The 23,667-nt window shown below is 72.9% G+C and carries 25 protein-coding genes; 15 read left to right on the forward strand and 10 right to left on the reverse strand.

Annotation, left to right across the window (positions count from 1 at the left end):
• Positions 1-125: 125 nt before the first annotated feature.
• Positions 126-1,241, reverse strand: coding sequence for an asparaginase (locus ABT129_RS20140; RefSeq protein WP_351903005.1), 1,116 nt, complete (start codon positions 1,239-1,241; stop codon positions 126-128).
• A 118-nt stretch (positions 1,242-1,359) separates the two neighbouring features.
• On the opposite strand from ABT129_RS20140, the gene ABT129_RS20145 reads away from it, so the two are divergent.
• The 6 genes from ABT129_RS20145 (at position 1,360) to thpD (ending at position 6,423) form a co-directional block, all read left to right on the forward strand.
• Positions 1,360-1,824 (forward strand): Lrp/AsnC family transcriptional regulator, encoded by a 465-nt coding sequence (locus ABT129_RS20145; RefSeq protein ID WP_125667971.1) that lies wholly within the window; start codon positions 1,360-1,362, stop codon positions 1,822-1,824.
• 199 nt (positions 1,825-2,023) lie between these two features.
• On the forward strand, positions 2,024-2,827 hold the full coding sequence (locus tag ABT129_RS20150) for an endonuclease I family protein (protein WP_351903009.1): 804 nt from the start codon (positions 2,024-2,026) through the stop codon (positions 2,825-2,827).
• A 332-nt stretch (positions 2,828-3,159) separates the two neighbouring features.
• Positions 3,160-3,678, forward strand: coding sequence for a diaminobutyrate acetyltransferase (gene ectA / locus ABT129_RS20155; RefSeq protein WP_351903012.1), 519 nt, complete (start codon positions 3,160-3,162; stop codon positions 3,676-3,678).
• 58 nt (positions 3,679-3,736) lie between these two features.
• Positions 3,737-5,002, forward strand: coding sequence for a diaminobutyrate--2-oxoglutarate transaminase (ectB, locus tag ABT129_RS20160; RefSeq protein WP_502981831.1), 1,266 nt, complete (start codon positions 3,737-3,739; stop codon positions 5,000-5,002).
• Between the two features lie 50 nt (positions 5,003-5,052).
• A complete protein-coding gene (locus ABT129_RS20165) occupies positions 5,053-5,472 on the forward strand; it encodes an ectoine synthase (RefSeq protein WP_351903018.1) in 420 nt (139 codons plus the stop codon).
• 54 nt (positions 5,473-5,526) lie between these two features.
• On the forward strand, positions 5,527-6,423 hold the full coding sequence (gene thpD, locus ABT129_RS20170; RefSeq protein WP_351903021.1) for an ectoine hydroxylase: 897 nt from the start codon (positions 5,527-5,529) through the stop codon (positions 6,421-6,423).
• A 78-nt stretch (positions 6,424-6,501) separates the two neighbouring features.
• Here the strand turns inward: thpD and ABT129_RS20175 are convergent, their stop codons facing one another.
• Positions 6,502-7,386, reverse strand: coding sequence for an RNA polymerase sigma factor SigF (locus ABT129_RS20175; protein WP_502981824.1), 885 nt, complete (start codon positions 7,384-7,386; stop codon positions 6,502-6,504).
• 190 nt (positions 7,387-7,576) lie between these two features.
• Between ABT129_RS20175 and ABT129_RS20180 the strand changes: the two genes are divergently transcribed.
• Complete coding sequence (locus tag ABT129_RS20180) at positions 7,577-8,002, forward strand: ATP-binding protein (protein WP_351903025.1); 426 nt, start codon at positions 7,577-7,579, stop codon at positions 8,000-8,002.
• Between the two features lie 142 nt (positions 8,003-8,144).
• On the opposite strand, the gene ABT129_RS20185 is transcribed toward ABT129_RS20180, so the two are convergent.
• Positions 8,145-8,369 carry a DUF6458 family protein gene (locus tag ABT129_RS20185; RefSeq protein WP_351903028.1) on the reverse strand — a complete coding sequence of 75 codons (225 nt, stop codon included), beginning with the start codon at positions 8,367-8,369 and terminating at the stop codon, positions 8,145-8,147.
• A gap of 103 nt (positions 8,370-8,472) precedes the next feature.
• A complete protein-coding gene (locus tag ABT129_RS20190; RefSeq protein ID WP_351903030.1) occupies positions 8,473-9,030 on the reverse strand; it encodes an HPP family protein in 558 nt (185 codons plus the stop codon).
• A gap of 207 nt (positions 9,031-9,237) precedes the next feature.
• Between ABT129_RS20190 and ABT129_RS20195 the strand changes: the two genes are divergently transcribed.
• The 4 genes from ABT129_RS20195 to ABT129_RS20210 all read left to right on the forward strand — a co-directional run bounded on the left by ABT129_RS20195 (position 9,238) and on the right by ABT129_RS20210 (position 12,587).
• Positions 9,238-9,504 carry a DUF6296 family protein gene (locus ABT129_RS20195; RefSeq protein ID WP_351903032.1) on the forward strand — a complete coding sequence of 89 codons (267 nt, stop codon included), beginning with the start codon at positions 9,238-9,240 and terminating at the stop codon, positions 9,502-9,504.
• Between the two features lie 129 nt (positions 9,505-9,633).
• The gene (locus ABT129_RS20200; RefSeq protein ID WP_351903034.1) at positions 9,634-10,359 is read left to right on the forward strand and encodes a flavodoxin family protein; all 726 of its coding nucleotides are present in this window, start codon (positions 9,634-9,636) and stop codon (positions 10,357-10,359) included.
• 114 nt (positions 10,360-10,473) lie between these two features.
• A complete protein-coding gene (locus ABT129_RS20205) occupies positions 10,474-11,748 on the forward strand; it encodes a VWA domain-containing protein (protein ID WP_351903036.1) in 1,275 nt (424 codons plus the stop codon).
• The gene (locus tag ABT129_RS20210) at positions 11,748-12,587 is read left to right on the forward strand and encodes a hypothetical protein (RefSeq protein WP_351903039.1); all 840 of its coding nucleotides are present in this window, start codon (positions 11,748-11,750) and stop codon (positions 12,585-12,587) included. Before ABT129_RS20205 ends, ABT129_RS20210 begins: the two co-directional genes overlap by 1 nt.
• A 149-nt stretch (positions 12,588-12,736) precedes the next feature.
• On the opposite strand, the gene ABT129_RS20215 is transcribed toward ABT129_RS20210, so the two are convergent.
• Positions 12,737-13,948: an MFS transporter gene (locus ABT129_RS20215; protein ID WP_351903042.1), complete on the reverse strand. Its 1,212-nt coding sequence runs from the start codon at positions 13,946-13,948 to the stop codon at positions 12,737-12,739.
• A 63-nt stretch (positions 13,949-14,011) separates the two neighbouring features.
• Here ABT129_RS20215 and ABT129_RS20220 point away from each other — a divergent pair, with 63 nt between their 5' ends.
• A complete protein-coding gene (locus tag ABT129_RS20220) occupies positions 14,012-14,404 on the forward strand; it encodes a MerR family transcriptional regulator (protein WP_351903045.1) in 393 nt (130 codons plus the stop codon).
• 43 nt (positions 14,405-14,447) lie between these two features.
• Here ABT129_RS20220 and ABT129_RS20225 read toward each other — a convergent pair whose 3' ends face one another.
• From ABT129_RS20225 to ABT129_RS20235, 3 genes are all read right to left on the reverse strand, one after another.
• On the reverse strand, positions 14,448-14,927 hold the full coding sequence (locus tag ABT129_RS20225) for a (2Fe-2S)-binding protein (protein WP_351903048.1): 480 nt from the start codon (positions 14,925-14,927) through the stop codon (positions 14,448-14,450).
• A gap of 23 nt (positions 14,928-14,950) precedes the next feature.
• Entirely contained in the window at positions 14,951-17,311 is a 2,361-nt protein-coding gene (locus ABT129_RS20230) for a molybdopterin cofactor-binding domain-containing protein (protein WP_351903051.1), read from the reverse strand.
• A 106-nt stretch (positions 17,312-17,417) separates the two neighbouring features.
• Positions 17,418-17,771, reverse strand: coding sequence for a hypothetical protein (locus ABT129_RS20235; protein WP_351903054.1), 354 nt, complete (start codon positions 17,769-17,771; stop codon positions 17,418-17,420).
• Between the two features lie 277 nt (positions 17,772-18,048).
• Here ABT129_RS20235 and ABT129_RS20240 point away from each other — a divergent pair, with 277 nt between their 5' ends.
• Positions 18,049-18,486: an OsmC family protein gene (locus ABT129_RS20240; RefSeq protein ID WP_056564110.1), complete on the forward strand. Its 438-nt coding sequence runs from the start codon at positions 18,049-18,051 to the stop codon at positions 18,484-18,486.
• A 24-nt stretch (positions 18,487-18,510) separates the two neighbouring features.
• Here ABT129_RS20240 and ABT129_RS20245 read toward each other — a convergent pair whose 3' ends face one another.
• On the reverse strand, positions 18,511-19,071 hold the full coding sequence (locus ABT129_RS20245) for an RraA family protein (protein WP_351903058.1): 561 nt from the start codon (positions 19,069-19,071) through the stop codon (positions 18,511-18,513).
• 129 nt (positions 19,072-19,200) lie between these two features.
• Here ABT129_RS20245 and ABT129_RS20250 point away from each other — a divergent pair, with 129 nt between their 5' ends.
• Both ABT129_RS20250 and ABT129_RS20255 read left to right on the forward strand, forming a co-directional pair.
• On the forward strand, positions 19,201-20,697 hold the full coding sequence (locus ABT129_RS20250; RefSeq protein ID WP_351903061.1) for an APC family permease: 1,497 nt from the start codon (positions 19,201-19,203) through the stop codon (positions 20,695-20,697).
• Position 20,698: 1 nt separating this feature from the next.
• Positions 20,699-21,115, forward strand: a complete 417-nt coding sequence (locus ABT129_RS20255; protein ID WP_351903064.1) for a universal stress protein — start codon at positions 20,699-20,701, stop codon at positions 21,113-21,115.
• 7 nt (positions 21,116-21,122) lie between these two features.
• Here ABT129_RS20255 and ABT129_RS20260 read toward each other — a convergent pair whose 3' ends face one another.
• Positions 21,123-23,360, reverse strand: a complete 2,238-nt coding sequence (locus ABT129_RS20260) for a sulfatase family protein (RefSeq protein ID WP_351903067.1) — start codon at positions 23,358-23,360, stop codon at positions 21,123-21,125.
• Positions 23,361-23,667 lie beyond the last annotated feature (307 nt).

Genomic DNA, 23,667 nt, shown 5'->3' on the forward strand with positions numbered 1-23,667 from the left:
CTCACGGCCTGCCGCCTCCTCGGCACGGACGCGGTCACGCCCGTGCCACAGCTGCTCTCCCTGCTGCCCTGGTGCGCGGTCCCCGCCGCGCTCGGCCCGCGAGCCGGGGTTCTGTGTGCGCCGGGTCAGGCGCGGGCGGCCACGGCCGAGGCCGAGCGGGAGCCGCCGGTGGCGAGGGCCGGTTCCGCGCGGACCGGTCCGTCGAGGAGGCGGCGCAGGAGCGCCGTGCTGCGGACGGGGTCGCCCGCGCCGCCGTCGGCGAGGAGCGTGGCGAGAACGGCTATCCGCGCCTGGGCGGCCCGGAGCGTGCCGGTGAGGAGCGCCCCGGCGGCGACGAGGTCGACGGCTCCGCCGCCGGTGTAGATCTCGGCCAGCGGTCCGGCGGGGACACGGGTGGTCACGGCGACGAGGACACCCTCGGCGACCGCGTCGGCGACGGCGGCGGCGATCTCCGGCGTGGCGTTGCCCGCACCGGTCGCGACGAGGACGATGCCCCGGGCGCCCGCGGCGACGGCCGCGTTCAGGAGGAGGGGGTCGCCGTCGGAGTGGTGGGTGACGATGGCGACCCGGGGCAGCGGCAGGGCGTCGGGCCCGGTGGCGGCGGGGTCCGCCTTGTACGCGGCGGCGGGGAGCGGCAGGGGCGTCGGGCGCTCCGGCTGCCGTTCGATGTCGACGCGGGAGAAGCCGACACGGCCCAGGCGCTCGGCCGAGGGGTCGGAGAAGGCGTCGGCGGCGAGCGTCCGGGTCTTGACGGTGCCGCGGGCGGCGTGGACACGTCCGTCGAAGACGACGAGGACGCCGAGGTCACTGACGGTGGAGGCGACCTGGAGCGCGTCGTACAGGTTGCCGGGGCCGTCCCCGTCGCCGGTGCCGAAGGGCCGCTGGGCGCCGGTGAGGACGACGGGCCGGGAGTCGGTGTGGTGCAGGTCGAGGAGGAAGGCGGTCTCCTCCAGGGTGTCGGTGCCGTGGGTGATCACGATGCCGTCGACACCGGGGTCGGCGAGGGTCTCGTGCACGGTGCGCAGGAGGGCGAGCTGGTGGGCCGCGGTCACCCGGGAGCTGTTGACGTTGAAGAGGTCGACGACCTCGACGGTGACGCCCTCGGGGAGCGGCGCGGTGGCCAGGACGTCGCTGCCGGAGGCGTCGGCCGCGTACCCGGTGCCCTGCCAGCGGCTGGCGATCGTGCCACCGGTGCTGATGACGACGATCCGGCGCGCTCCTCCGTGGTTCGTCCGCTTCATCACTGCCGCCCTTGCTCCGTGCCGAAATCACCCTGCTTGGCAACGATAGGACAGAATGCGCGCAATACGATTGCGAAGTCCCCCGCTGAAATGTTTCATCGTGGTAGATAATTGCGCCATGGACCGAATCGATCTCCATATCTTGCGCGAGCTCCAGAACGACGGCCGGCTGAGCAACCAGGAGCTGGCCCAGCGGGTGGGGCTCAGCCCGTCCCCCTGTCTGCGGCGGGTGCGCCAGCTGGAGCAGGACGGGGTGATCCGGGGCTACCGGGCGATCATCGATCCGGAGGCGGTGGGGCGGGGCTTCGAGGTGCTCGTCTCGGTGGAGGTGCGGCGCGACCGCGAGACGGTGGAGGCCTTCGAGGAGGCCCTCCGGGACGTGCCGGACGTCATCGAGGCGTACCGGCTGTTCGGGAGCCCCGGCTGCCTGCTGCGGATCGCGGTGGCCGACCTCGCGGCGTACGAGCGGCTGTGGATCGAGCGGCTGACCACCCTGACCGGGGTCACCGAGGTCAACTCCCAGATCATCATGAAGCGGATCAAGGAGCCGAAGGGGATGCCGGTGGACGTCCGGGGCGCCTGAACGCTCCGGAAGCGGGACCTTCGGGGCTGTTCGGCGACGCCATATGCGAGAACGTCACTGAACAGCCTCCTCCGCGTTACATGACAGGTACCTGTCGCATGCCACCCTCCCGGTGACACGAAGTCAACACGCGTAGACAGCGGGAGCCTTGAGCCGGCCCCCGCCGCCCGCGCGTACCGTCCCCGGGAAAGGGCCCCCCATGTCCGTTGTGCGGATCGACAGATGGAAGGTGTGGGCAGCGGCCGTGGCCGCCACCCTCGTCGGCGTCACGCTCCCCGCGGTCACCGCGACTCCCGCAGGCGCCACGACCACCGCGTACGACAGCACGTACTACAAGAACGCGATCGGCAAGACCGGCACGAGCCTCAAGTCCTCGCTGCACACCATCATCGGCAGCCAGAGCAAGATCTCGTACGACGCGGTCTGGAACGCGCTGAAGGTCGCCGACCAGGACCCCAACAACACCAACAACGTGATCCTGCTCTACAGCGGAACCTCGCGGAGCAAGAGCCTCAACGGAGGTGACGTCGGCGACTGGAACCGCGAGCACACCTGGGCCCAGTCCCACGGCAACTTCGGCACCTCGGCCGGCCCCGGCACCGATCTGCACCACCTGCGCGCGGCGGACGTCCAGGTCAACAGCATCCGCGGCAACAAGGACTTCGACAACGGCGGCAGCCCGGTCAGCGGCGCGCCCGGCAGCTACACGGACAGCAACTCCTTCGAGCCGCGCGACGCCGACAAGGGTGACGTGGCCCGCATGATCCTCTACATGGCGGTCCGCTACGAGGGCGACGACGCCTGGGCCGACCTGGAGCCCAACGAGTCGACCACCAACGGCAGCGTCCGCTTCCACGGCCGCCTCTCGGTCCTGAAGCAGTGGAACGAGCAGGACCCGCCGAGCGCGTTCGAGGAGCGGCGCAACGACGTCATCCACAGCACCTACCAGGGCAACCGGAACCCGTTCATCGACCACCCGGAGTGGGTCGAGGCGATCTGGTAGTCCGCCGTCTCCCCACCACACGAAGCCGGGCCGGGTCGCACACCCGGCCCGGCTTCCGTGCGAGACGGACCCGTACGCATGACCGCTCCCGGGGCCCTCAAACGCGAAATGGCGGATCGTCTCACGCTTTTGACGGGACCGAATGACACACCCCCAATGCGTTACCTGTCCGTTATAAACGGTCACTTCGTCCTGTTCTGTACGCGTTTTCCGCGTGATCAAGCTCGCGTTTAGCCTCTCTGGAGACGTCGGCCCAATTATCACGTCCAGGCGCAGCGGACAACCCCGCTGGGCCAGGAAGTTCCGAGATCTACTCGGTAGCTTCGGCGCCCATGACCACAGCCACGAGGACCACTGCCCGTACGACACCCCCGACGATCGCGGACGGCGCCGAGCTCTGGCGGATCGCACGCGGCTCGGGCGAACTCGACCTCAACTCGCCGTACAGCTATCTGCTGTGGTGCCGTGACTTCGCCGACACGACCGCCGTCGCCCGTGACGCCTCCGGACGCCCGATCGGCTTCGTGACCGGCTATCTGAGGCCCGACGCGCCGGAGACGCTCTTCGTCTGGCAGATCGCCGTCGAGGATTCGCACCGCGGAAGCGGGGTAGCCGGGACCCTGCTCGACGCTCTGTCCGCACGGGTGGCGGCCGAGCACGGAATCAGCCGTGTCGAGGCGACCGTCACGCCGGGAAACCTGGCGTCCGACCGGCTCTTCCGGTCCTACGCACGCCGCCACGGCGCGCACCTGACGCAGGAGGTCCTCTTCCCGTCGGCCTCCTTCCCGGCGGCCGGGCACGAGTCCGAGGTGCTGTACCGCATCGGCCCCGTCGCTCCCCCGGCGTCCTGAGCCCCCTCGTCCGCGCGCCCCACGCCCCGAACCCACTCTGGAGAAGAGACACGTGACCCTGACCGACATCGCCGCCCCCTCCGTCTTCGAGACCCTCGAATCGGAGGTTCGCAGCTACTGCCGCGCCTGGCCCGTGGTCTTCGAACGCGCCAGCGGCACCAGGCTGTACGACGAGCAGGGGCGTCCGTACCTGGACTTCTTCGCCGGTGCGGGCTCACTCAACTACGGCCACAACAATCCGGCCCTCAAGCGGGCCCTCCTCGACTACATCGCCGGGGACGGTGTCACCCACGGCCTCGACATGTCGACGACCGCCAAGCGCGCCTTCCTGGAGACCTTCCACGAGACGGTCCTGGAGCCCCGCGCCCTGCCCTACAAGGTGATGTTCCCCGGCCCCACCGGCACCAACGCCGTCGAGGCCGCCCTGAAACTCGCCCGCAAGGTCACCGGGCGGCAGACCGTGGTCTCCTTCACCAACGCCTTCCACGGGATGTCGCTCGGCTCGCTCGCCGTGACGGGCAACGCCGCCAAGCGCGCCGGCGCGGGCGTCCCGCTGAACCACGCCATCCGCATGCCGTTCGACGACTACCTCGACGGGCGGACCCCCGACTTCCTCTGGTTCGAGCGGCTCCTGGACGACGCCGGATCCGGCCTCGACCACCCGGCGGCCGTCATCGTCGAGACCGTCCAGGGCGAGGGCGGCATCAACGTCGCCCGGGCCGAGTGGCTGCGCGAGCTCGCGAAGCTCTGCCGCCGGCACGACATGCTCCTCATCGTGGACGACGTCCAGATGGGCTGCGGACGCACCGGTGACTTCTTCTCCTTCGAGGAGGCGGGCATCACGCCCGACATCGTCACCCTGTCCAAGTCCATCAGCGGCTACGGCCTGCCGATGGCGCTCTGCCTCTTCCGGCCCGAGCTGGACGTGTGGCAGCCCGGCGAGCACAACGGCACCTTCCGCGGCAACAACCCCGCCTTCGTCACCGCCACGGCCGCCCTCGACGCCCACTGGCGCGACGGCGCCCTCCGCTCGCGCACCCTGGCCCGGGCCGACCGGGTGGAGCGCGCCCTGCTCGACCTGTGCGGGGGCGACGGCCGCACCGGCCTCGCGGTCCGCGGCCGCGGTCTGGTGTGGGGCCTGGAGTTCGCCGACGGGGAGCGCGCCGACGCCGTGTGCCGGCGTGCCTTCGAGACCGGCCTGCTGGTGGAGACCTCGGGCCCGCGCGGCGAGGTGGTCAAGCTGCTGCCTCCGCTGACCGTGACCGACGACGAGCTCGACGAGGGCCTCGGCATCCTGGCCCGCTCCGTCCGCCACACCGCCTGACCCCCGTCCCCGAAGCCCCCTTCGCCCACGAGAACCGAAAGGTCACAGCCATGATCGTCCGTTCCTTCGACGAGCTGGAGAACACCGAGCGGCACGTGAGGGCCGCCTCGGGAACCTGGGAGAGCAAGCGCATCCTGCTGGCCCGCGAGCGGGTCGGCTTCTCCCTCCACGAGACGGTGCTGTACGCGGGCACCGAGACGTCCATGTGGTACGCGCACCACGTCGAGGCGGTCGTCTGCACAGAGGGCGAGGCCGAACTCACCGACCACGAGACGGGGCGTACGTACACGATCGTGCCCGGGACGATGTACCTGCTCGACGGTCACGAACGCCACACGCTCAAGGTCAAGCGGGACTTCCGCTGCCTCTGCGTCTTCAACCCGCCCGTCACGGGCCGCGAGGACCACGACGAGAACGGCGTCTACCCCCTGCTCACCGAGCCCGACGAGTCCGTCCGGGACGACGCCTGACCCACGGCACCCCCACCCACCGGGACCCGTCCGAGAAAGGAAGCGCACTCCCTCATGCCCTCCGCACCCACCCGCCCCGTCGACCTCTACCCCACCCGTGGCCCGAAGGAGGAACTGATCGGCCGCAAGGACCCCGTCGTGTGGTCCGAGCCCGGCACGCCGGGCCCCTTCTGGGCCCGTGAACTGGAGGAGTTCGACCGCGACGGCTTCGTCACGGTGGACGAGATCGTCACCCCGGACGAGGTCGACGTGCTCCGGGCGGAGCTGGACCGGCTCGTCACGGACCCCGCCCTCCGGGCCGACGAGCGGTCGATCGTCGAACCCCACTCCCAGGAGATACGTTCCGTCTTCGAGGTGCACCGGCTGAGCCAGATCTTCGGCCGACTGGCCGAGGATCCCCGGATCGTCGGGCGCGCCCGCCAGATCCTCGGCTCCGACGTCTACGTCCACCAGTCGCGGGTCAACGTCAAGCCCGGCTTCGGCGCCAGCGGCTTCTACTGGCACTCGGACTTCGAGACCTGGCACGCGGAGGACGGCCTGCCGCAGATGCGGACCGTCTCGGTGTCGATCGCGCTCACCCCGAACCACACCACCAACGGCAGCCTGATGATCATGCCGGGCTCGCACCGCACCTTCCTGGGCTGCGCCGGCGCCACCCCCAGGGACAACTACAAGAAGTCGCTCCGGATGCAGGACGCGGGCACCCCGTCCGACGAGGCGCTGACCACCTTCGCCGAGGCCTGCGGCATCCGGCACTTCACCGGCCCCGCGGGATCGGCCACCTGGTTCGACTGCAACGCCCTGCACGGGTCGGGCGACAACATCACCCCGTACCCCCGGAGCAATGTGTTCCTCGTCTTCAACAGCGTGGAGAACCGGCCGGAGGCACCCTTCGCCGCCCCGGTCCGGCGGCCCTCCTACATCGCCACGCCCCCGGACCAGGTCCACTGAGAACGGGGAGGGGGTGGGGTCCGGACTCCGCCGGACCCCACCCCCTCCCGGCCGTCGGCCCGCGCCGCCGGCCACGGATCAGCCGTCCGTACCCGGCTGGAGCATGCCTTCCCTCAGCCTGTTCAGGCTCCGGGCGAGGAGTCGCGAGACGTGCATCTGCGAGACACCGATGCGCTCGCCGATCTCGGTCTGCGTCAGCTCCTCGACGAACCGCAGGTGCAGCAGGAGCCGGTCGCGCGGGGCGAGGGCCTCCACGAGCGGGGCGAGGGTGTGGAAGTCCTCGAACAGTTCGAGCGCGGGGTCCTCCCGCCCGATCAGGTCGGCCAGGGCGGCGTCGTCGTCCTCGCTGTCGCCGCCGACGATCGCGGCGTCCAGGGAGGTCGAGTTGTAGCCGTTGGCGGCGACCTGGGCCTCGACCACCTCCTCCTCGGACAGCTCCATGAGCGGCGCGAGCTCGGCGGTCCTGGGGGCCCGGCCGAGCCGCGAGCTCAGCTCGTCGGTCGCCTTCGCCAGCTCCACCCGCGCCTCCTGGAGCCGGCGCGGGACGTGCACCGCCCAGCTGGTGTCGCGGAAGAACCGCTTGATCTCGCCCACGATGTACGGCACGGCGAAGGTGGCGAACTCCACCTCGCGGGAGAGGTCGAAGCGGTCGATCGCCTTGATCAGGCCGACCATGCCGACCTGGACGATGTCCTCCATCTCGTCGCCGCGCGCGCGGAACCTCCTCGCCGCGTACAGCACGAGCGACATGTTCATCTCGATCAGGGTGTTCCTGACGTACTGATGCCCCTCCGTCCCCTCCTCCCGCACCGCCAGCTCGCGGAAGAAGACCTTCGACAGCGCCCGCGCGTCATGGGGCGGGAGCTCGTGGGGAGCGTCGAGCACGGGCAGGTCCTCACGCGTGCCGTTCGTCACGTCCGTCGTCGTCGCGTACGTCGTCGTCTCGGCCGGTTCGGTCCGCACGGCGACAACCTCCTCTGCCTCAGGGTGCGTTCAGCGGTCCATTTCCGCGTACCCGCGCTTCCCAGGCGCACTCCTCATCCGTCGACGGCCGCTCCCGCCCCAGGTGGGACGCATCACTCCGGGTCGAACGGGCAGGCGAAACACATCACGTGTTGATGAACCAGGTGAAGCAGGAAGAAAGGGACCCGCCATGAACACCCGGAGCGACACCCGGTCCCGGGCGTCAGGGACGGACCCGCGCGACACGGAGGACGCCGGACCCTCCCCGGTCCGTACACCGGCGCAGGCGCGGCAGGCCGTCCGCCACACGCTCGCGGGCCTCGGCCCCCTGCACCCCGCCCAGATCGAGGACCTGCTCCTCGTCACCTCGGAGCTGGTCACGAACGCCCACCGGCACGCGGGCGGCGTCACCGGATTCGGGCTGGGGATCGGTCGCGACCGCGTGACCGTGTCCGTGTCCGACGCCAGTACGGCGTCCCCGCTCTACGAGCTGCACGACGAGTTGCGTCCCGGCGGCTTCGGCTGGCCGATCGTGCTGCGGCTGTGCCGCGAGGTGAGCGTGGACACGCAGGCCGACGGCAAGACGATCCACGCGGCGGTGACGTTCGACCGCTGACGCGGGACGGAGCCGCCGGCCCCGGGACGGAGAGGAACAGGGAGAAGGGGTGGCCACGCGGTTCGCGTGGCCACCCCTCTCGTGTGGTGCCGGACTCGTGCGGTGCCGGCCGGGGCGGTGAGGGACACCGTCCCTCAGGCCCTCAGAGCAGGTCCCGCCGGTCGTCCTGGGTCACCGTGGGGGCGACCGGCGGGACGACGACGCGACGGCGACGCAGGATGCTGGTGTAGACGGCCGTTCCGATGATGCCGACGGCCATGAGGATCAGACCGACCAGATCGAGGTTGACTCCGTCGAGCTGCCAGTCGGACGCGAAGGTGAGAATGGCTCCGACCGCGATCATGATGATGAACACACCCACGCCCATGGTTCCTCCTAGTGATTCGAATGGGCATCGGGTACCCCGGTCCGCCCGGCTCATCCCCCGCTCCGTCCCACGGAGTTGACGGGTTCCCGCCGGTCGGGTCGGGTCACCACCAGTAGGCCGGGTACCTCGGTGCTCCGCGCCGGACCCGGGAGGCGGCGAACGCCGTCAGCACGAGCAGGAGCGTGGACCCGAACAGGAGGGGGACGAACCTGGCCGGCGCGGGTGCCTGGAGCACGATGACGACGGCGGTGGCGCAGGCCGGCGAGTGCGGGGTCCTGGCCAGGGTCGTGAGCGCGAGGGTGACGCCGGCGGCGAGGGCGGCGGCCCACGCGCTGCCGTGCGCGAGCGCCGCCACCGCGTACCCGGTGGCGGCGCCGAGGAGGTGGCCGACGACCACGCTGCGCGGCTGGGCCAGGGGGAGCGCGGGGGCGCAGTGCACGAGGGCGGCGCTGGCGGCGAGGGGCGGTATCAGCACCGGTTCGTGCAGGGCGGCGCCGATCGCGACGAGCGCGAGGAGGGCGGCCGTGGCGGCGCTGACGCTGTGGACGGCGGCCGCGGGGGTGGGCCGCGCGGGGGCCCGGCCGGCCATCCGGGGCCACCACGGGCGTCGGCCCCCGGGGTCGGCGGCGGGGTCGGGGCGCAGGGCGGTGTCGGTGCTCATGGGGGGTGCGTTTCCGGGGCAGGCGGCCGTGGGCCGGGCGAGGCAGGGGGGCGGGCTCGTGGTGGTACGGGACCCTGTGGTCGACAGTCGGCCCGGTCTCGCGCCCGACCCTGGTGCGGCGGCGCCACCTCCCCCCACTCTAACCAGCGGTTTCGCGGCGGCCCGGGCGGGGGCCGGAGTCGGGCCCATCAGCGTAAAATAGGGCGAATGAGCACACTCAGGTACGAGCTGGTGTTCGCCGACGGCGCGGGGGCGACCCTGGACGTCGTGGTCGTCGAGCGCACCCTCTTCAAGGGCTCCGGCGGTCATCCGGTCTACGAGGACGCCTCGGGCATCATCCGGGCGGAGATCAGCGACCGGGACGAGGTCCGCATCCTCGCCTCGGGCGGGCACCAGGATCCGGCCCAGCGGGTGCTGGCCCGCCCCCTCCCGGACGCCGACCCGACGGGCCCCGCCGGCACCACGGCGTTCTGAGCGCGCGCCTGTCCTCTCCGCCCTCCTGCCCTCATGCGTTCGGTCGCTCCGGGTGGCCCGGCGGCGCGGGGGTGACCAGGCTGGGAGTGGTCCCGGGAGGGGCCGTCCCCGTGTGCGAGGAGAGCACCGATGGCCATGCCCGAATCCCGCCAGTACCGGTACGACGATCTCAGCGCTCTCTATCTCAACTGCACGCTCAAACGTTCCCCCGAGGTCAGCAACACCGAGGGGCTGATCGAGCGCAGCCGGTCGGTCATGGCCGCGCAGGGCGTGACGACCTCCCTCGTGCGGGCCGTCGACCTCGACATCGCGACCGGGGTGTGGCCGGACATGAGGGAGCACGGCTGGGAGACGGACGCCTGGCCCGCGCTGTACGAGCAGGTGATGGCCGCCGACATCCTCGTCCTGTGCGGGCCGATCTGGCTCGGCGACAACAGCTCGGTGATGAAGCGGGTGATCGAGCGGCTCTACGCCTGTTCGAGTCTCCTCAACAGCGCGGGGCAGTACGCGTACTACGGTCGGGCGGGCGGCTGTCTGATCACCGGCAACGAGGACGGCGTGAAGCACTGTGCGATGAACGTCCTCTACAGCCTCCAGCACCTGGGGTACACGGTCCCGCCCCAGGCGGACGCGGGGTGGATCGGCGAGGCCGGTCCCGGTCCCTCCTACCTGGACCCGGATTCGGGCGGTCCCGAGAACGACTTCACCAACCGCAACACCACCTTCATGGCGTGGAACCTGATGCACGTGGCGGGGCTGCTGAAGCGGGCGGGCGGCGTCCCGGCCCACGGCAACCAGCGCGCGGCGTGGGACGCCGGCTGCAGGCCGGAGTTCCCGAACCCCGAGCACCGCTGACTCCGGCGGCCCCCGCGCGGAACCGCCGGGCCCGCCCCCGTCACCGACCGTGTGTCAGACCCCGGCCCCCGCCCTCGTTTTGGATTGTCGGAGGATCATCAATACGATCCGGCGATGATCACGAGAAAACGGCTGGCGACCGGGGCCTGCGCGCTGCTCGCCGCCCTGAGCCTCGCGCTCCTGCCGACGAGCGCGACCGCGGACGGTCCGGCGCCGAAGGAATCCCCCAAGGTCGAGCTGGTCCTCGACGTCAGCGGCTCCATGCGGGCCAAGGACATCGACGGCAAGTCCCGCATGGCGGCGGCCAAGCAGGCCTTCAACGAGGTCCTCGACGCGGTGCCCGAGGAGGTTCAGCTCGGCATACGCACCCTGGGCGCCGACTACCCCGGCCAGGACCGCAAGCGCGGCTGCAAGGACACCCGGCAGCTCTACCCGGTCGGCCCGCTCGACCGGACCGAGGCCAAGACCGCCGTGGCGACCCTGGCGCCCACGGGGTGGACGCCGATCGGCCCGGCGCTGCTCGGCGCGGCCAAGGACCTGGAGGGCGGTGACGCCACCCGCCGGATCGTGCTCATCACCGACGGCGAGGACACCTGCGCCCCGCTCGACCCCTGCCAGGTGGCGCGGGAGATCGCGGCGAAGGGCATCCACCTCGTCATCGACACCCTGGGCCTGGTGCCGGACGCCAAGACCCGGCAGCAGCTCACCTGCATCGCGGAGGCGACCGGAGGCACGTACACCTCGGTCCACCGCACCGAGGACCTCTCCCGAAGGGTCCGTCAGCTCGTCGACCGCGCCGCCGATCCGGTCGTCACCCCGGTGGCCACCGAGGGCGCGGTGCGCTGCGCCGACGCGCCGCAGCTGAAGCCCGGCCTGTACACCGACCGCGAGTCCTTCGGCCAGCACCGCTGGTACCGGGTGGACCTGCTGCCCGGTCAGGAACTGCGCGCCTCCGTCAGCGTGTCGGCCGACCGTGCCGTCAACAACGACTACGGGGTGCTGCTGCGCGCCGTCACCCGGCACGGCCGGGAGATCGTCCGCGGCTCCGAGGCGGGCGACGGACGGACCGACGTGATCTCGACCGGCCTGCGCTACCCGAAGCCGGAGCTCGACGACGGGCCGGGCGACGCCAAGCCCGCCGCGGAGACGGTCTGTCTCCAGGTCAGCAACTCGTTCTCCGCTCCCCCGTCGGTCAAGACGACGCCCGGCATGCCGATCGAGCTGACGGTCGACGTCGTCGACGGTCCTTCGACCGCCTCGGACGTGGCGTCGTTCGGTCTCGGCCGCGGCTGGTGGCTGCTGGGCGCGCTGGTGCTCGTCGGCTTCGTGGCCGGTCTGCTCTGGGGCTGGCTGTCCCGCTGGCGCGTCGCTGTCTGGAGGACCCACTGATGCGTACCGTCCGCACGCTCACCACGGCCGCGCTCGCGGGCGCCGCCCTGCTCGGTCTCGCGGCCCCGGCGGCCCTGGCCGACTCCCCGTCCGCGACCGCGTCCCCCGACGAGGACACCCGGTCCACCGCCGGTCCGCTGGAGGCCGGTACCACCTTCCGTACCGCCGCGAGGTTCCTGCCCGGGCAGCGGGCGACCGCTCCGGCCGCCACGGGTGACTACCTCTACTGGGTGTTCCCGGCGGACACCGGACAGCGCCCGACGGTGGACGCCACCGTCGACCTGCCCGACGCGGCCCTGCGGCACGGTCCCGCCACCTGGCGGATCGACGTCTACGACGGGCTGCGGCGGCGTCAGCCGTGCATGTACGGGACGCAGTCCCGCACGGCGGCGAAGGAGGCCGCCTCGGTGCGGCTGTCCTGTGTGCTGCGCCCGGTCCGCGCCTCGGCCGACGCCTGGGCGAACGACCCGCTGCCCGGCAGCTACTACGTGCGGCTCACCGTCACCGGCCTGCCGGACGAGGACCTCGGCCAGCCCTTCACCACCCAGGTCGGGGTGAGCCTCCGCGACCAGGGCGGCGCCCACGCCACGGACGGCTCGCTCGCCGCGCCGCTCGTGCCCGGGGCGACGACCGCCGACCAGGCGGAGGCCGACGCCGACGCCGGCCGGCCCTCGGCCGTCGAGGCCGCGGCCCCGGAGGACGGCTGGTCCTCCGGCTGGTGGTCCGACCGCTGGCTCTGGACCGGAGCGGGTGGCGTCCTCGCCGCCCTCGCGGGCATCGGCGGCTACGTGCTCACGCGCGGTACGGGACGCCCGCCCCGGGTCCCGCCGGCCGTCTGACCTCTCCGTGACGGAGACGAAGGCCCCCACCGCCTCGGCGCGGCGGGGGCCTTCGTGCGTTCCGCCGGGGGTCGGGGCCTCGGGGCTCCCCGGACACGGACCGGGAGCCGGAGCCAGGTCACCCGGACACGGACCGGGGCCGGGCGGGTTCACCGGCGGGCGGGGAAGCCGTGGGCGCGGGCGCCCGCCACGACGGCCACGGTCGGGACCAGGAGGACGAGCACGCTCCAGGGCAGGGCTCCGGCGCCGAGGACGTCGAGCAGGACACCGCCCGCGAGGCCTCCCGCCGCCATCGCCGCGTTCCAGAGGCTGACCAGCATCGTCTGCGCGGTGTCGGCGGCGTCGCCGCCCGCGTCGGCGACGGCGGTCTGCAGGAGGGTGGGAGCGCCGCCCCAGCCGAATCCCCAGAGCACGGCGGCCGTCAGGACGAGCGCGGTGCCGCCGGACGGTACGGCGAACACGGCGGCCGCCACGGCGAGGAGGATCGTTCCGGCCAGGGTCAGGATCCGGAGCCCGCGGTCGATCAGCCGGCCGGTGACCCAGATCCCGGCGAGCGAGGCGCCGCCGAAGAGCAGCAGGACGAGGCCGGTGGAGCCCGCGAGGCCGACATGGCCGAGGTAGGCGGCGACGTACGTGTAGAGGACGGTGTGGGCCAGGACGAGGGTGAACGTGACGGCCAGGACGGGAAGGACGCCGGGCACCCTCAGGGTCCGGGCGACCGGGGCGCGCCCGCCCCGCGCCTCCCCCGGCAGGTCGGGCACGGCGAGGGCGATCCAGCCGAGGAGCCCGACGGCGATCACGGTCATGGCGGTGAACGCGGACCGCCAGCCCACCGCCTCGCCGAGGAAGGTACCGGCCGGCACGCCGAGGGAGAGCGCCAGCGGGATGCCGGTCATGGCGACGGCGACCGCCCGGCCCTGGAGGTGCGGTGGGGCGATGCGGCGGGCGTAGCCGGCGAGCAGGGCCCAGGCGACACCCGCGGCGACGCCGGCGAGGAACCGGGCGCCCATGGTGAGGGCGTACGAGGAGGAGACGGCGGTGACGGTGTTGGCGGCGGCGAATCCGGCGACCGAGGTGAGCAGCAGGCGCTTGCGGCGCCATCCGGAGGTGCGGGCGGCCAGGGGGACGGCGGTGAGGGCCGTACCGAGGGCGTAGACGGTGACCGACTGGCCCATGGCGGCCTCGCCGACGCCGAGGTCGGCGCTCATGGCGGGCAGGACACCGGCGGGGAGGGTCTCGGTGAGGCTGGTGACGAAGACCGCGGTGGCGAGGGCGAGCAGGGCCGCGAGGGGCAGTCGGCCGGCGGAGGCGGGGACGGAGGGCGCGGCCGAACGGGCCGCCGCCGTGGTGTGGTTGGCCATGCGCCTATGCTCGAACCCTCACATTGATGTGAGGGTCAAGCGTGTACCTGAAGGGGGCGTCCCATGCGGATCGGGGAACTGTCGGAGCGCACCGGAACACCGCGCCGACTGCTGCGCTACTACGAGGAGCAGGGCCTCATCGTCGCGGACCGGCTGCCCAACGGCTACCGGGAGTACGACGGTTCGAACGTGGACCGGGTGCTGCAGATCCGGGGCCTGCTGGAGGCCGGCCTGCCGACCCGGATCATCAAACAGATCCTGCCCTGCCTGAACAAGCCCCGGATCATCCACTTCCCGGACGCCACCCCGGAGATGCTGGCGACCCTGGAGGACGAACGGGACCGGATGACCGAGCGGATCCGCTGCCTCACCCGCAACCGGGACGCGGTGGCGGAGTACCTGGACGTCGTGCGGGAGAACCCGGCGGCGCCCTCACCGGCGCCATCCGCCCGGTAGGGCGGACGGCGGGGGCGGACGGTGGGGCGGACGGACTCCGGGGTCACTCCATCCTGCGGGCGCCCTCCAGGACGGCCTGGCGGATGCGGTGGTAGGTGCCGCACCGGCAGATGTTGCGGATCGTGTCGAGGTCGGCCTCGGTGATCTCCCGGCCGGCCGCCCTGGCGCGGCGGACCTCCGCCACGGCGGTCATGATCTGACCGGGCTGGCAGAAGCCGCACTGGGCGACGTCGAGGTCCAGCCAGGCCTCCTGCATCGGGTGGAGGTCGCCGCCGACGGTGTCGGGGAGTCCCTCGATGGTGGTGACCTCGTCCTGCGGGCCGAGGTCTTCGACCGGTACGGCGCAGGGCGTGAACGCCCTGCCGTTGAGGTGGCTCGTACAGGCACGGCAGACGCCGACCCCACAGCCGTACTTGGGCCCGGTGACGCCGAGGACGTCACGCAGGACCCAGAGGAGCCGGACGTCGCCCTCGACATCGGCGGTGACGGCCCTGCCGTTCAGGATGAAGGTGTGCTGAGGCACGGGTACTCCAGGTCTCGGAGAGCTCAGAGGGCGCGGTCGCGGCCGTCGGTGGGCGAGGCGGGGACGGGCGGGACGGTCGGCAGCGGGGTGAAGGCGAGCGGGTCGGCGTGGTTGACGGGGAAGACCGTCGGCATCGTGCCGGTGGCCCGGCCGTAGGCGCAGGCGACGGCGGCCATGGCGCCGGCGACGGCCAGCTCCCCCGCGCCGCCGGGCTGCTCGCCGGTCGGGGGCATCACGATGATCTCCAGCTCGGGCGGGGTGTTCCACTGCCGGGTGTAGAAGTACTGGTCCCAGCTGCCTTCGAGGAAGTGTCCGTCGCGCAGGTGGAGGCCGGACGTCAGGGTGAGGGCGATGGCGTCGGAGATGCCGCCCATCATCTGGGCCTCCAGGCCGCGCGGGTTGACGGCGAGGCCGACGTCGACGGCGCAGACCACCTTGGTCACCCGGGGCCCGGTGACCGCGCCGGGGATCTGCCGCCCGGTGGTGGCGGGACGGCAGTCGATCTCGGCGAGCATGGCGACGGCGGAGTGGTACTCGGTGTGGACGGCGATGCCCTGGGCGGTGCCGGCGGGCATGGTCCGCCCCCACTCCCCCGCCTCGGCGACCTTGTCGAGTACGGCGCGGGCCCGCGGGTCCTTCATCAGGCGGCGGCGCATCGCGTACCCGTCCTGGCCCGTGCGCCTGGCCAGTTCGTCCATGACGAGCTCCTGGGCGCAGCGCACGTTGGGCGAGTAGATGTTGCGCATGGACCCGGTGTTGAAGCCCTTGTCGGTCTCGGAGAGCAGCTGGGTGGTGACGCCCAAGTGGTAGGGGCTGATCTGGGTGAGCTGGAACATCGTCTGGGAGAAGGTGAGATCGGCGACGGGCAGCCGGGCCGCCTCCGCCGTGAGGAGCTCGCCGATGCCGTGGCCGAAGTCGGTGGCCACGGAGGTGTGGCGCTGCTCGTAGGTGAGGACCTCGCCGAGCGTGTACGTGGCGCGGACCCGTGAGGTGGACATCGGGTGCGTACGGCCCTGGCGGAAGTCGTCGGTGCGGTGCCACATCAGTCTGACCGGCTTGCCCATGGCCCGGGAGACCTCGGCGGCCTCGTGGGCGGCGTCGTGGAAGAGCTTGCGGCCGAAGGAGCCGCCGCCCTCGGTGACGTGGACGCGGACGGCGGAGACGGGCAGGCCGAGCGCGACGGCGATCTGCTCCCGCGCGACGATCGGGGCCTTGAGCGAGGCCCAGATCTCCGCGGAGTCCGCCCGGACGTCGGCGATCGCGCAGTTGGTCTCCAGGGCGGCGTTGCTCGCGAAGTGGAAGGTGAAGCGGGCGTCGACCGCCTTGGTGAGGAGCGGCAGCGGCGGCACCACCAGGGGGAGTTCGGCCCTGCGGAGCTCGGCGAGGACGGTGGCGTCGGAGGCGCCCTCGGCGGTGCCGGGCCCCCAGTCGACCCGCAGGGCGCGCACGGCGTCGATGCACTGGCCGAAGGTGCGGCCGCGGACGGCGACGCCGGTGGAGACGGTGACGACGTCGGTGACGCCGGGCATGGCCCGGACCTCGTCGAGGTTGGCGACGGACCGGACCGTGCCGTTGATGGTGGGCGGCCGGCAGACCATGGTGGGCAGGGCGTCCGGGACCTGGAGGTCCATCGCGAACCTCTTGCGGCCGGTGACCGCGTCGAGGGCGTCCACACGGCGCTGCCCGGTGCCGATGACACGGAAGCGGGCGCGGTCCTTGAGGGTGACCGCGACGGCGGTGTCGGAGAGGGCGGCGGCCTTCACGGCGAGTTCGCCGTAGCCGAGCAGCGCCCCGGCCGGGGAGACGACGGCGCCGGCCTTGGTGGTGAGGGTGGAGACGGCCTCGCCGAGCACCAGGGAGGCGGCGCGCAGGAGCCTGCCCCGGGCGACGGCGGCGGCGACGCGGATCGGGGTGTAGGTGGAGTAGGTGGTGTTGGAGCCGCCGGTCAGCTGGTTGAAGAGCAGCTCGGGGCGGGCGTCGGCGAGCGTCACCCGCACCTTGTCGAGGGGCAGGTCGAGCTCCTCGGCCACGATCATGGCGCTGGAGGTGGTGACGCCCTGTCCGACCTCGGCGCGCGGCAGGGCGAAGTGGGCGGTGCCGTCCGTGTCGAGGCGGATGGTGATGAGGTGGCTGGTGGGCAGGGCCGCGAGGGTGAGCAGCTCGTTGAGGTCGAGGAGTTCGGCCGGTCCCGGCGGTGAGGGGACGAGCGCCGGGGCCGCGGCGGCGGCCGGGCGCGGGGCGAGGGCCTCGGCGCCGAGCTGGGCGGCGACGGTGAGGGTGGGTGCGGCGAGGACGTACCCGAGGAAGCGGCGGCGGCTGGTGCCGGCTCCGTCCCCGGTGCCGCTCGTGGGGTGGTCGTCGCGCACGCGGTGCCGCCTGGCCATGCGGTGTGCCCTTCGTCCTGGTCCGGCGCTGCGCCCCGGGCTCTGCTCGGATGCGTCGATCATCGCTCATCCGGGTTGCGGCGGGGGGCCGTTCGGACCGGTGACGTCAGGTCCCGGCCGACCGGCGCCGGCCGGCCGCGGTCCACGGCCGGCGGAGGCTCGCCGGCCGCTCGACCGAGCCGGACCGGCGGGGGAACGGAGCCGTACGGGAGCGCAGGGGCGGGCGGACCGACGACCGGGCGCGGGGACGGAGCCGGGCGCCCGAGCGGAGCTGCGCCCGGGAGATCCGGGCCCGCTGGCCGCCGCCCGCGATCAGGGCGTTGACGGAGACCATCGGGTCCCCGCCCACCGACCGGGCGAGCAGGGCGCCGATCACCAGCGGGCCGAGGGCGACGGCGAGTGCCGTGCCGGTGGCGGTGACGTGCTGGAGGGAGCGGCTGCGCCCGGCTTCGGAGGTCATGGTCACAGTCCAGCAGCGGGTGGCCGGGCGGCGCATCGGTCGGCGTACTCAGCCGTGCGGACGGGGTACTCAGACGCGCCGGCCCGGAGATCCCCGGGGCCGCCACGGACGCGGATCCCGCGCGCACCCGGCCGGGTGCGCGCGGGCGTCGTTCGTGGGCGTCTTCGACCGGTTCGAGGAGCGGCGCGTTCGTTCGGGTGGGCGGGTGTCGTGGGGTGGTCCGGGTGGACGGTCGTACCGTACGAGCACGCACACCACGACGAAGGAGACCGCCGCCATGGCCGACTACCGGATCGAGACCGTACGCACCGGGTACCGGAACTGGACCGCCCGCAACGACCGGGGCGCGGAGGTGCGGATGGCCGCCGCCGACGACGCCGACGCGCAGCCCTCGTTCACGCCCGTGGAGTTGCTGCTCGCCGCGATGGGCGGCTGCGGTGGTCTCGTCGTCGACCGGACCGCCCGGGCCGTGGACCACGACGACCTGAGGATCGTGGTGGAGTCGGTGTCGGGTCCCGAGGACGACGGCCGGGTGGGCCGGATCCGGGTCAGCTACGAGTTCGAGCTGCCGGACAACAACCCCAAGGCCGCCGAGGTGTTCGCCCGTGGGGTGCGTCTGACGCACGAGAAGTTCTGCACGGTGAGCCGGACCGTGGAGCACGGCGCCCGCGTGGAGGCGATCCTGCCGGACGGCACGGTCGGCTTCGAGGGCTGATCCCCGCCCACCGGGGACCGGGGATCACTCCTCGATCGCGCCGCCGATCCGGCGCAGATGCCGCCGGAAGGTGTACGAGGGGTCCTCGGCGCGGCCCGCCAGTTGCGCGTCGAACCGGGTCTGGGCGCGGAGCGTGTCCCCCGCCCTGATGCGACGGGCCTGTTCGCGCTCGGTGCGGAACAGGGCGCGGGCGGTCTCCAGCACCTCCGTCACCCGGGCGGCCGACACGAAGAGCACGCCGTCGTCGTCGGCGAACACGACGTCGGCGGCGGTCACCTCGTGCGCGCCGAACTGCGCCGTGTGCAGCGCGTCCGGGTCCCGGGGGTCGAGGCGGACGGGGCCGGGCGCGTGGCGGCCGTACGAGAAATCGGGCAGCCCGATCCCGACCAGGTCGGGGGTGTCCCGGTGCAGGCCCCGGACGACGACTCCGGCGACACCGGACGCCTCGGCCTCCAGGACCGCGAGGTCGCCGACGCAGGCCTCGTCGCGGCGGCCGCCGTTGTCGATGACCAGGACGTCACCCGGTCGGGCGTCGGTGAGGGCCTCCAGGAAGACGTCGACGCTGCCGTAGTGAGGTCCGCGCATTCCTTCTGCGTCGGTCGTTCCGTTCTGTGACGGGTGCGGTACGGCGGGCCGCGCGATGCTGTCGCCGGAGTGCGGGCGGGGTCGGGCCTCCCTACGATGAAGGAATACCTCTCCCGGATCGAGGGACCCATGACCGCAGAGGATGCCGCACCCGAAGGACGACCCACGGGTTTGAAGGCCAATGCGATCGGTTTCGTCGACGCCCTCGTCATCGGGCTCAACTCGACGTCACCCGCGTACTCCCTCGCGGCCGTCATCGGCCCGATCGTCGCCCTCGCCGGGATCTACGCGCCCGGCGTGATGTTCGCGTCCTTCGTCCCGATGCTGCTCATCGCGTCGGCGTTCTACTACCTCAACAAGGTCGACCAGGACTGCGGTACGACGTTCTCCTGGGTCACGCGGGCCATGGGCCCGTGGGCCGGCTGGCTCGGCGGCTGGGCCATCGCGATGACCGGCGTGCTGGTCGTCGGCTCGCTCGCGGACGTGGCCGTGAGCTTCGCGCTGCTCTCCGTCGGCCTGGACAGCTGGGTGGACAACACCTTCGTGCGCCAGTCGCTCACCGTGCTGCTGATCCTCGTGATGACGGCCGTCTGCGTCATCGGCACCGAGCTGTCGGCAAAGGTGCAGAACGTCCTCATTCTGGCCCAGGTCGCCTTCCTGCTGATCTTCGTGGGCGTGGCGCTCTACAAGGTGTACGACGGCACCAGCGCGTACGACTCCGTGGAACCCGCCCTCGGCTGGCTCAACCCCTTCGGCGCGGGCGGCGCGGCCCTCACCGGCGGTCTGCTGCTCGGCGTCTTCATCTACTGGGGCTGGGAATCTGCGGTCAACCTCACCGAAGAGGTCAAGGACTCCGCGACCGCCCCCGGCAGGGCGGGGCTCTGGTCGACCGTCATCCTCCTCGTCACGTACGTGTCCGTGGGCTTCGCGGTCGTCGCGTACGCCGGTCCGACGTTCCTGGCGGAGAACGCGGGCGAGGAGGAGTTCATCTTCGCCCAGCTCGCCACCGACGTCCTGGGCGGCTGGGACTGGGTCCTGCTGCTGGCCGTGTCGACCTCCGCCATCGCCTCCACCCAGACGACGATCATCCCGGCCTCGCGGACGGCGCTCTCCATGGCGCGCCGCCGGGCCCTGCCCGCCCACTACGGACACATCAGCCCGCGCTTCCGCACCCCCGACGTGAGCACCTGGTGGGTCGCCGGCATCGCCATCGCCTGGTACCTCGTGGTGAACCAGATCAGCACGAACGCCCTCTTCGACTCGCTGACCGCGCTCTCCCTGCTCATCTCGTTCTACTACGCCCTCACGGGCATCGCCTGCGCGGTCTACTACCGGCGGCACCTCCTGGAGAGCGTCCACAACTTCCTGCTGATCGGCCTCGGCCCGCTGGTCGGAGCCGGACTCCTGATCTGGCTCCTGGTGAGGTCGGTCTCCGACATGTCGGACCCGGAGAACTCGTACAGCGGTACGTCGTGGTTCGGTCTGGGCCCGCCGCTCGTCATCGGCATCGGGATCGCCCTCACCGGAGTGATCGTCATGATCGTGTGGCGCCTGCGGTCGCCCGCCTTCTGGGAGGAACGCCCGAGCGTGGCCGACCCCGACATGGTCCACGGCAAGGAGCGCTGAGATGTCGGTCGTGCTGGGTTACGACGAGTCCCCCGGCGCCGCCCGCGCGCTGCGCATCGCGGTCGAGGTGGCCGCCGCGTTCGACGAGCGACTGGTGCTGGTCTACGGTGCGGCGGCCCCCGGTCCGACGGGCGAGGAGTACCGCTCGCACTACGAGGCCATTCGCCAGACGGGCCGCACCGGTCTGGAGCACGCGGTCACGGAGGCCGACCGGGCGGGCGTGCCGACCGTCGTCGAGGTGCTCGACGAGAAGCCGGCCCAGGCCCTGATCGACGCGGCGACCCGCCACGCGGCCCGGGTCATCGTGGTGGGCAGCTGGGGCGAGAGCCCCATGCGGGGCGCCCTCCTGGGCTCGACACCCCACAAGCTCCTGCACATGTCGACGATCCCGGTGCTCTGCGTCCCGCCGGAGGACTGACGGCGTCTCACGCCCCCCGGACGACCGTGACGCGGGCCAGGGCCCAGGACGTGTGGTCGAAGGACGTCCTGGCGTTGGCGTCCGCCACCTCCAGGCGCAGGACCCGGACGCCGCGCACGTCCACGTCCACCGGGACGGGGCCGCCGGCGGCGGTCAGGACGGGGCTGGTGAACAGGGCGCGGTCGTCGCCGTACACCGTGGCGCGGGTGGCGCCGGCGGAGCTCTGGCGGGCCGAGAAGTCGTCGATGCCGACGAGGGCGGTGAACCGGTCCCCGGCGCCGCCGAGGTGGAACGCCACGTCGCTGTGGGCGTGGACGCCGAGCCCCTTGGCGTAGGTGGTGCCGCCGAAGGCGATGGGGGTGCCGTCCCCGGCGGCGTTCTTGCCGTTGGAGGAGTCGCGTTCGACGGGGCCCCAGCCGTTGACGGCGTGGATCCAGGGGAGGTCGGAGAGGTGGCTGTCGCGGGTGGGCGCCGGGGGCGGGGTGGTGACGAGGCCCGTGTCCTCGTACCGTACGGCGCCTCCCGGGGCGAGGGCGGTGCCTTCGGCGGTGAGGGTCCACGGGGTGGCGGCGGGGGCCCCGGCGGGCGGGGTGACCTGCCAGCCGGTCGTCAGCCGCCCGCCGGGGGCGAGCTGTCCGGCGGTGGTGGCCGTGGTGGCCCGTACGGTCCAGCCCGCGGGTGCCCCCAGGGTGACGGCGGGCGCGCTCCAGGGCCGCGCGGAGCCGTTGGCGAGCGCGGCGGTGACGGTGAAGGGCCGGCCCGGGACGGCGAGGGAGGGCACGGTGAGGGTCGTGCCGAACGCGGTCCGGGGGTACGTCTCCTGCCAGGAGGAGCGCATCAGCGCGACCAGTTCGGCGACCCGGGCGGGGTGGCGGGAGGCGAGGTCGGAGCTCTCGCCGGCATCGGTGGCCAGGTCGTACAGCTCGACCTGCCACTGGTCGTCGGGCAGGGCGTGGTCGCGGACCGGCGCGAACCGGACGGCCTTCCAGCGGTCCTTGCGCAGCGCCTCGGCCAGCCAGGTGGCCCGCTGCTTGTCCTGGGCGTTGGCGCGGGAGGTGACACCGCGCTCGTCGCGGAACCAGTAGAGGTGGTCGTGGCGCGCGGCGTCCGCGCCACCGGCGAGCAGGGGCGCGACCGACAGACCGTCCACGTCGGCGGGGGCGGGGGCGCCGCCGAGTTCGGCGAGGGTGGGGAGGAGGTCGGTGAGCGGGGTCGGGCGGTCGCTCGTGCCGGTCCGGACCCGGCCGGGACCCCAGGCGATGAGGGGGACGCGGACGCCGCCCTCGTACAGGTTGCGCTTGTAGCCGCGCAGCGGGCCGTTGGAGTCGAACAGGTCGGGGTTGACCCCGCCCTCCTCGTGGGGCCCGTTGTCGCTGGTGACGAGGAGGATCGTGTCGTCCTCCAGACCGAGGGCGCGCAGCCGGTCGACGACGTCGCCGACGAGGGCGTCGAAGAGGCTCACCTGGGCGGCGTGCCCCTTGTTGGCGGCGCTCCACGTCCGGGAGGCGTACGCGCCGTGGTCGGGGATGTCGCTGGGGGCGTGGGGCACGGTCGGGGTCAGCAGCAGGAGGAACGGTTCGGCCGCGTGACGGTCGATGAAGTCGAGCGCCCGCCGTCGCAGCAGCTCCGGCGCGTAGGCGCCCTTGGCGCCGCCCTCGTTGGCGGCGACGGGCTCCTTGACGCCGTTGTTCCACAGGTACGCGGGGTAGTACTGGTGGGCGTGACCGTGGTCGATGTAGCCGTGGAACTCCTCGAACCCGCGGGCGTTGGGGTGGCTGTCCTGACCGGCGCTCTCCGGTCCGAAGCCCCATTTGCCGATCACCCCGGTGCGGTACCCGCGGGCCCTGAGCACCTGGGCGAAGGTGGTGTCGGCGGCGGTCAGGGAGCCCTGCGCCCCGGACGGGTTGGCGCGGACGGTTGCGTGCCCGGTGTGCAGACCGGTGAGGAGCGAGCAGCGGGAGGGTGCGCAGACGGCGGCCGTGGAGTACGCGTCCGTGAACCGCAGCCCCTCCGCGGCGAGTCCGTCGAGGCGCGGGGTGGAGATGAGCTTCTGGCCGTACGCGCCGAGTTCGCCGTGTCCGAGGTCGTCCGCGAGCACGACGACGAGGTTCGGGGGACGGGTCGGCTCCGCCGCGCTCCCGGCCGGCGCCGGTGCCGCCTGGGCCTCGGCGACGGCGGTCGCGGGGAGGGCGCCGAGGCCGAGGGTGGCGGCGGAGCCGGCGAGGAAGCGGCGGCGGCTGGGCATGGCGGGCTCCTTGGGCGGGGAGGCGGGCGCGGGGCGGCTCCGCGCGGGGCGCCGACGACGGACGGCACGGGTGTGCCAGGGACGAACGAGGGCCTGCCGTCACGCCCCTGGCACGCAGTCGATCATCGGTGCGCCCGTACCGGCGGACCATGCACAGCGCATGAAAAGCGTGTGACACGGGCCCGGTGCGCCCGGCCCCCGGCTCTCCCCGGCCCCGCCGCCCGGGTCCCAGCCTCCCCCGGCCCCGCCGCCCGGCCTTCCCCTGCCCCGCCGCCCGGGCCCCGGCACGGGGTCCGCCCCGGGCGGC

Source organism: Streptomyces sp. NPDC002057 (genome assembly GCF_040296665.1).
Taxonomy (GTDB): domain Bacteria; phylum Actinomycetota; class Actinomycetes; order Streptomycetales; family Streptomycetaceae; genus Streptomyces.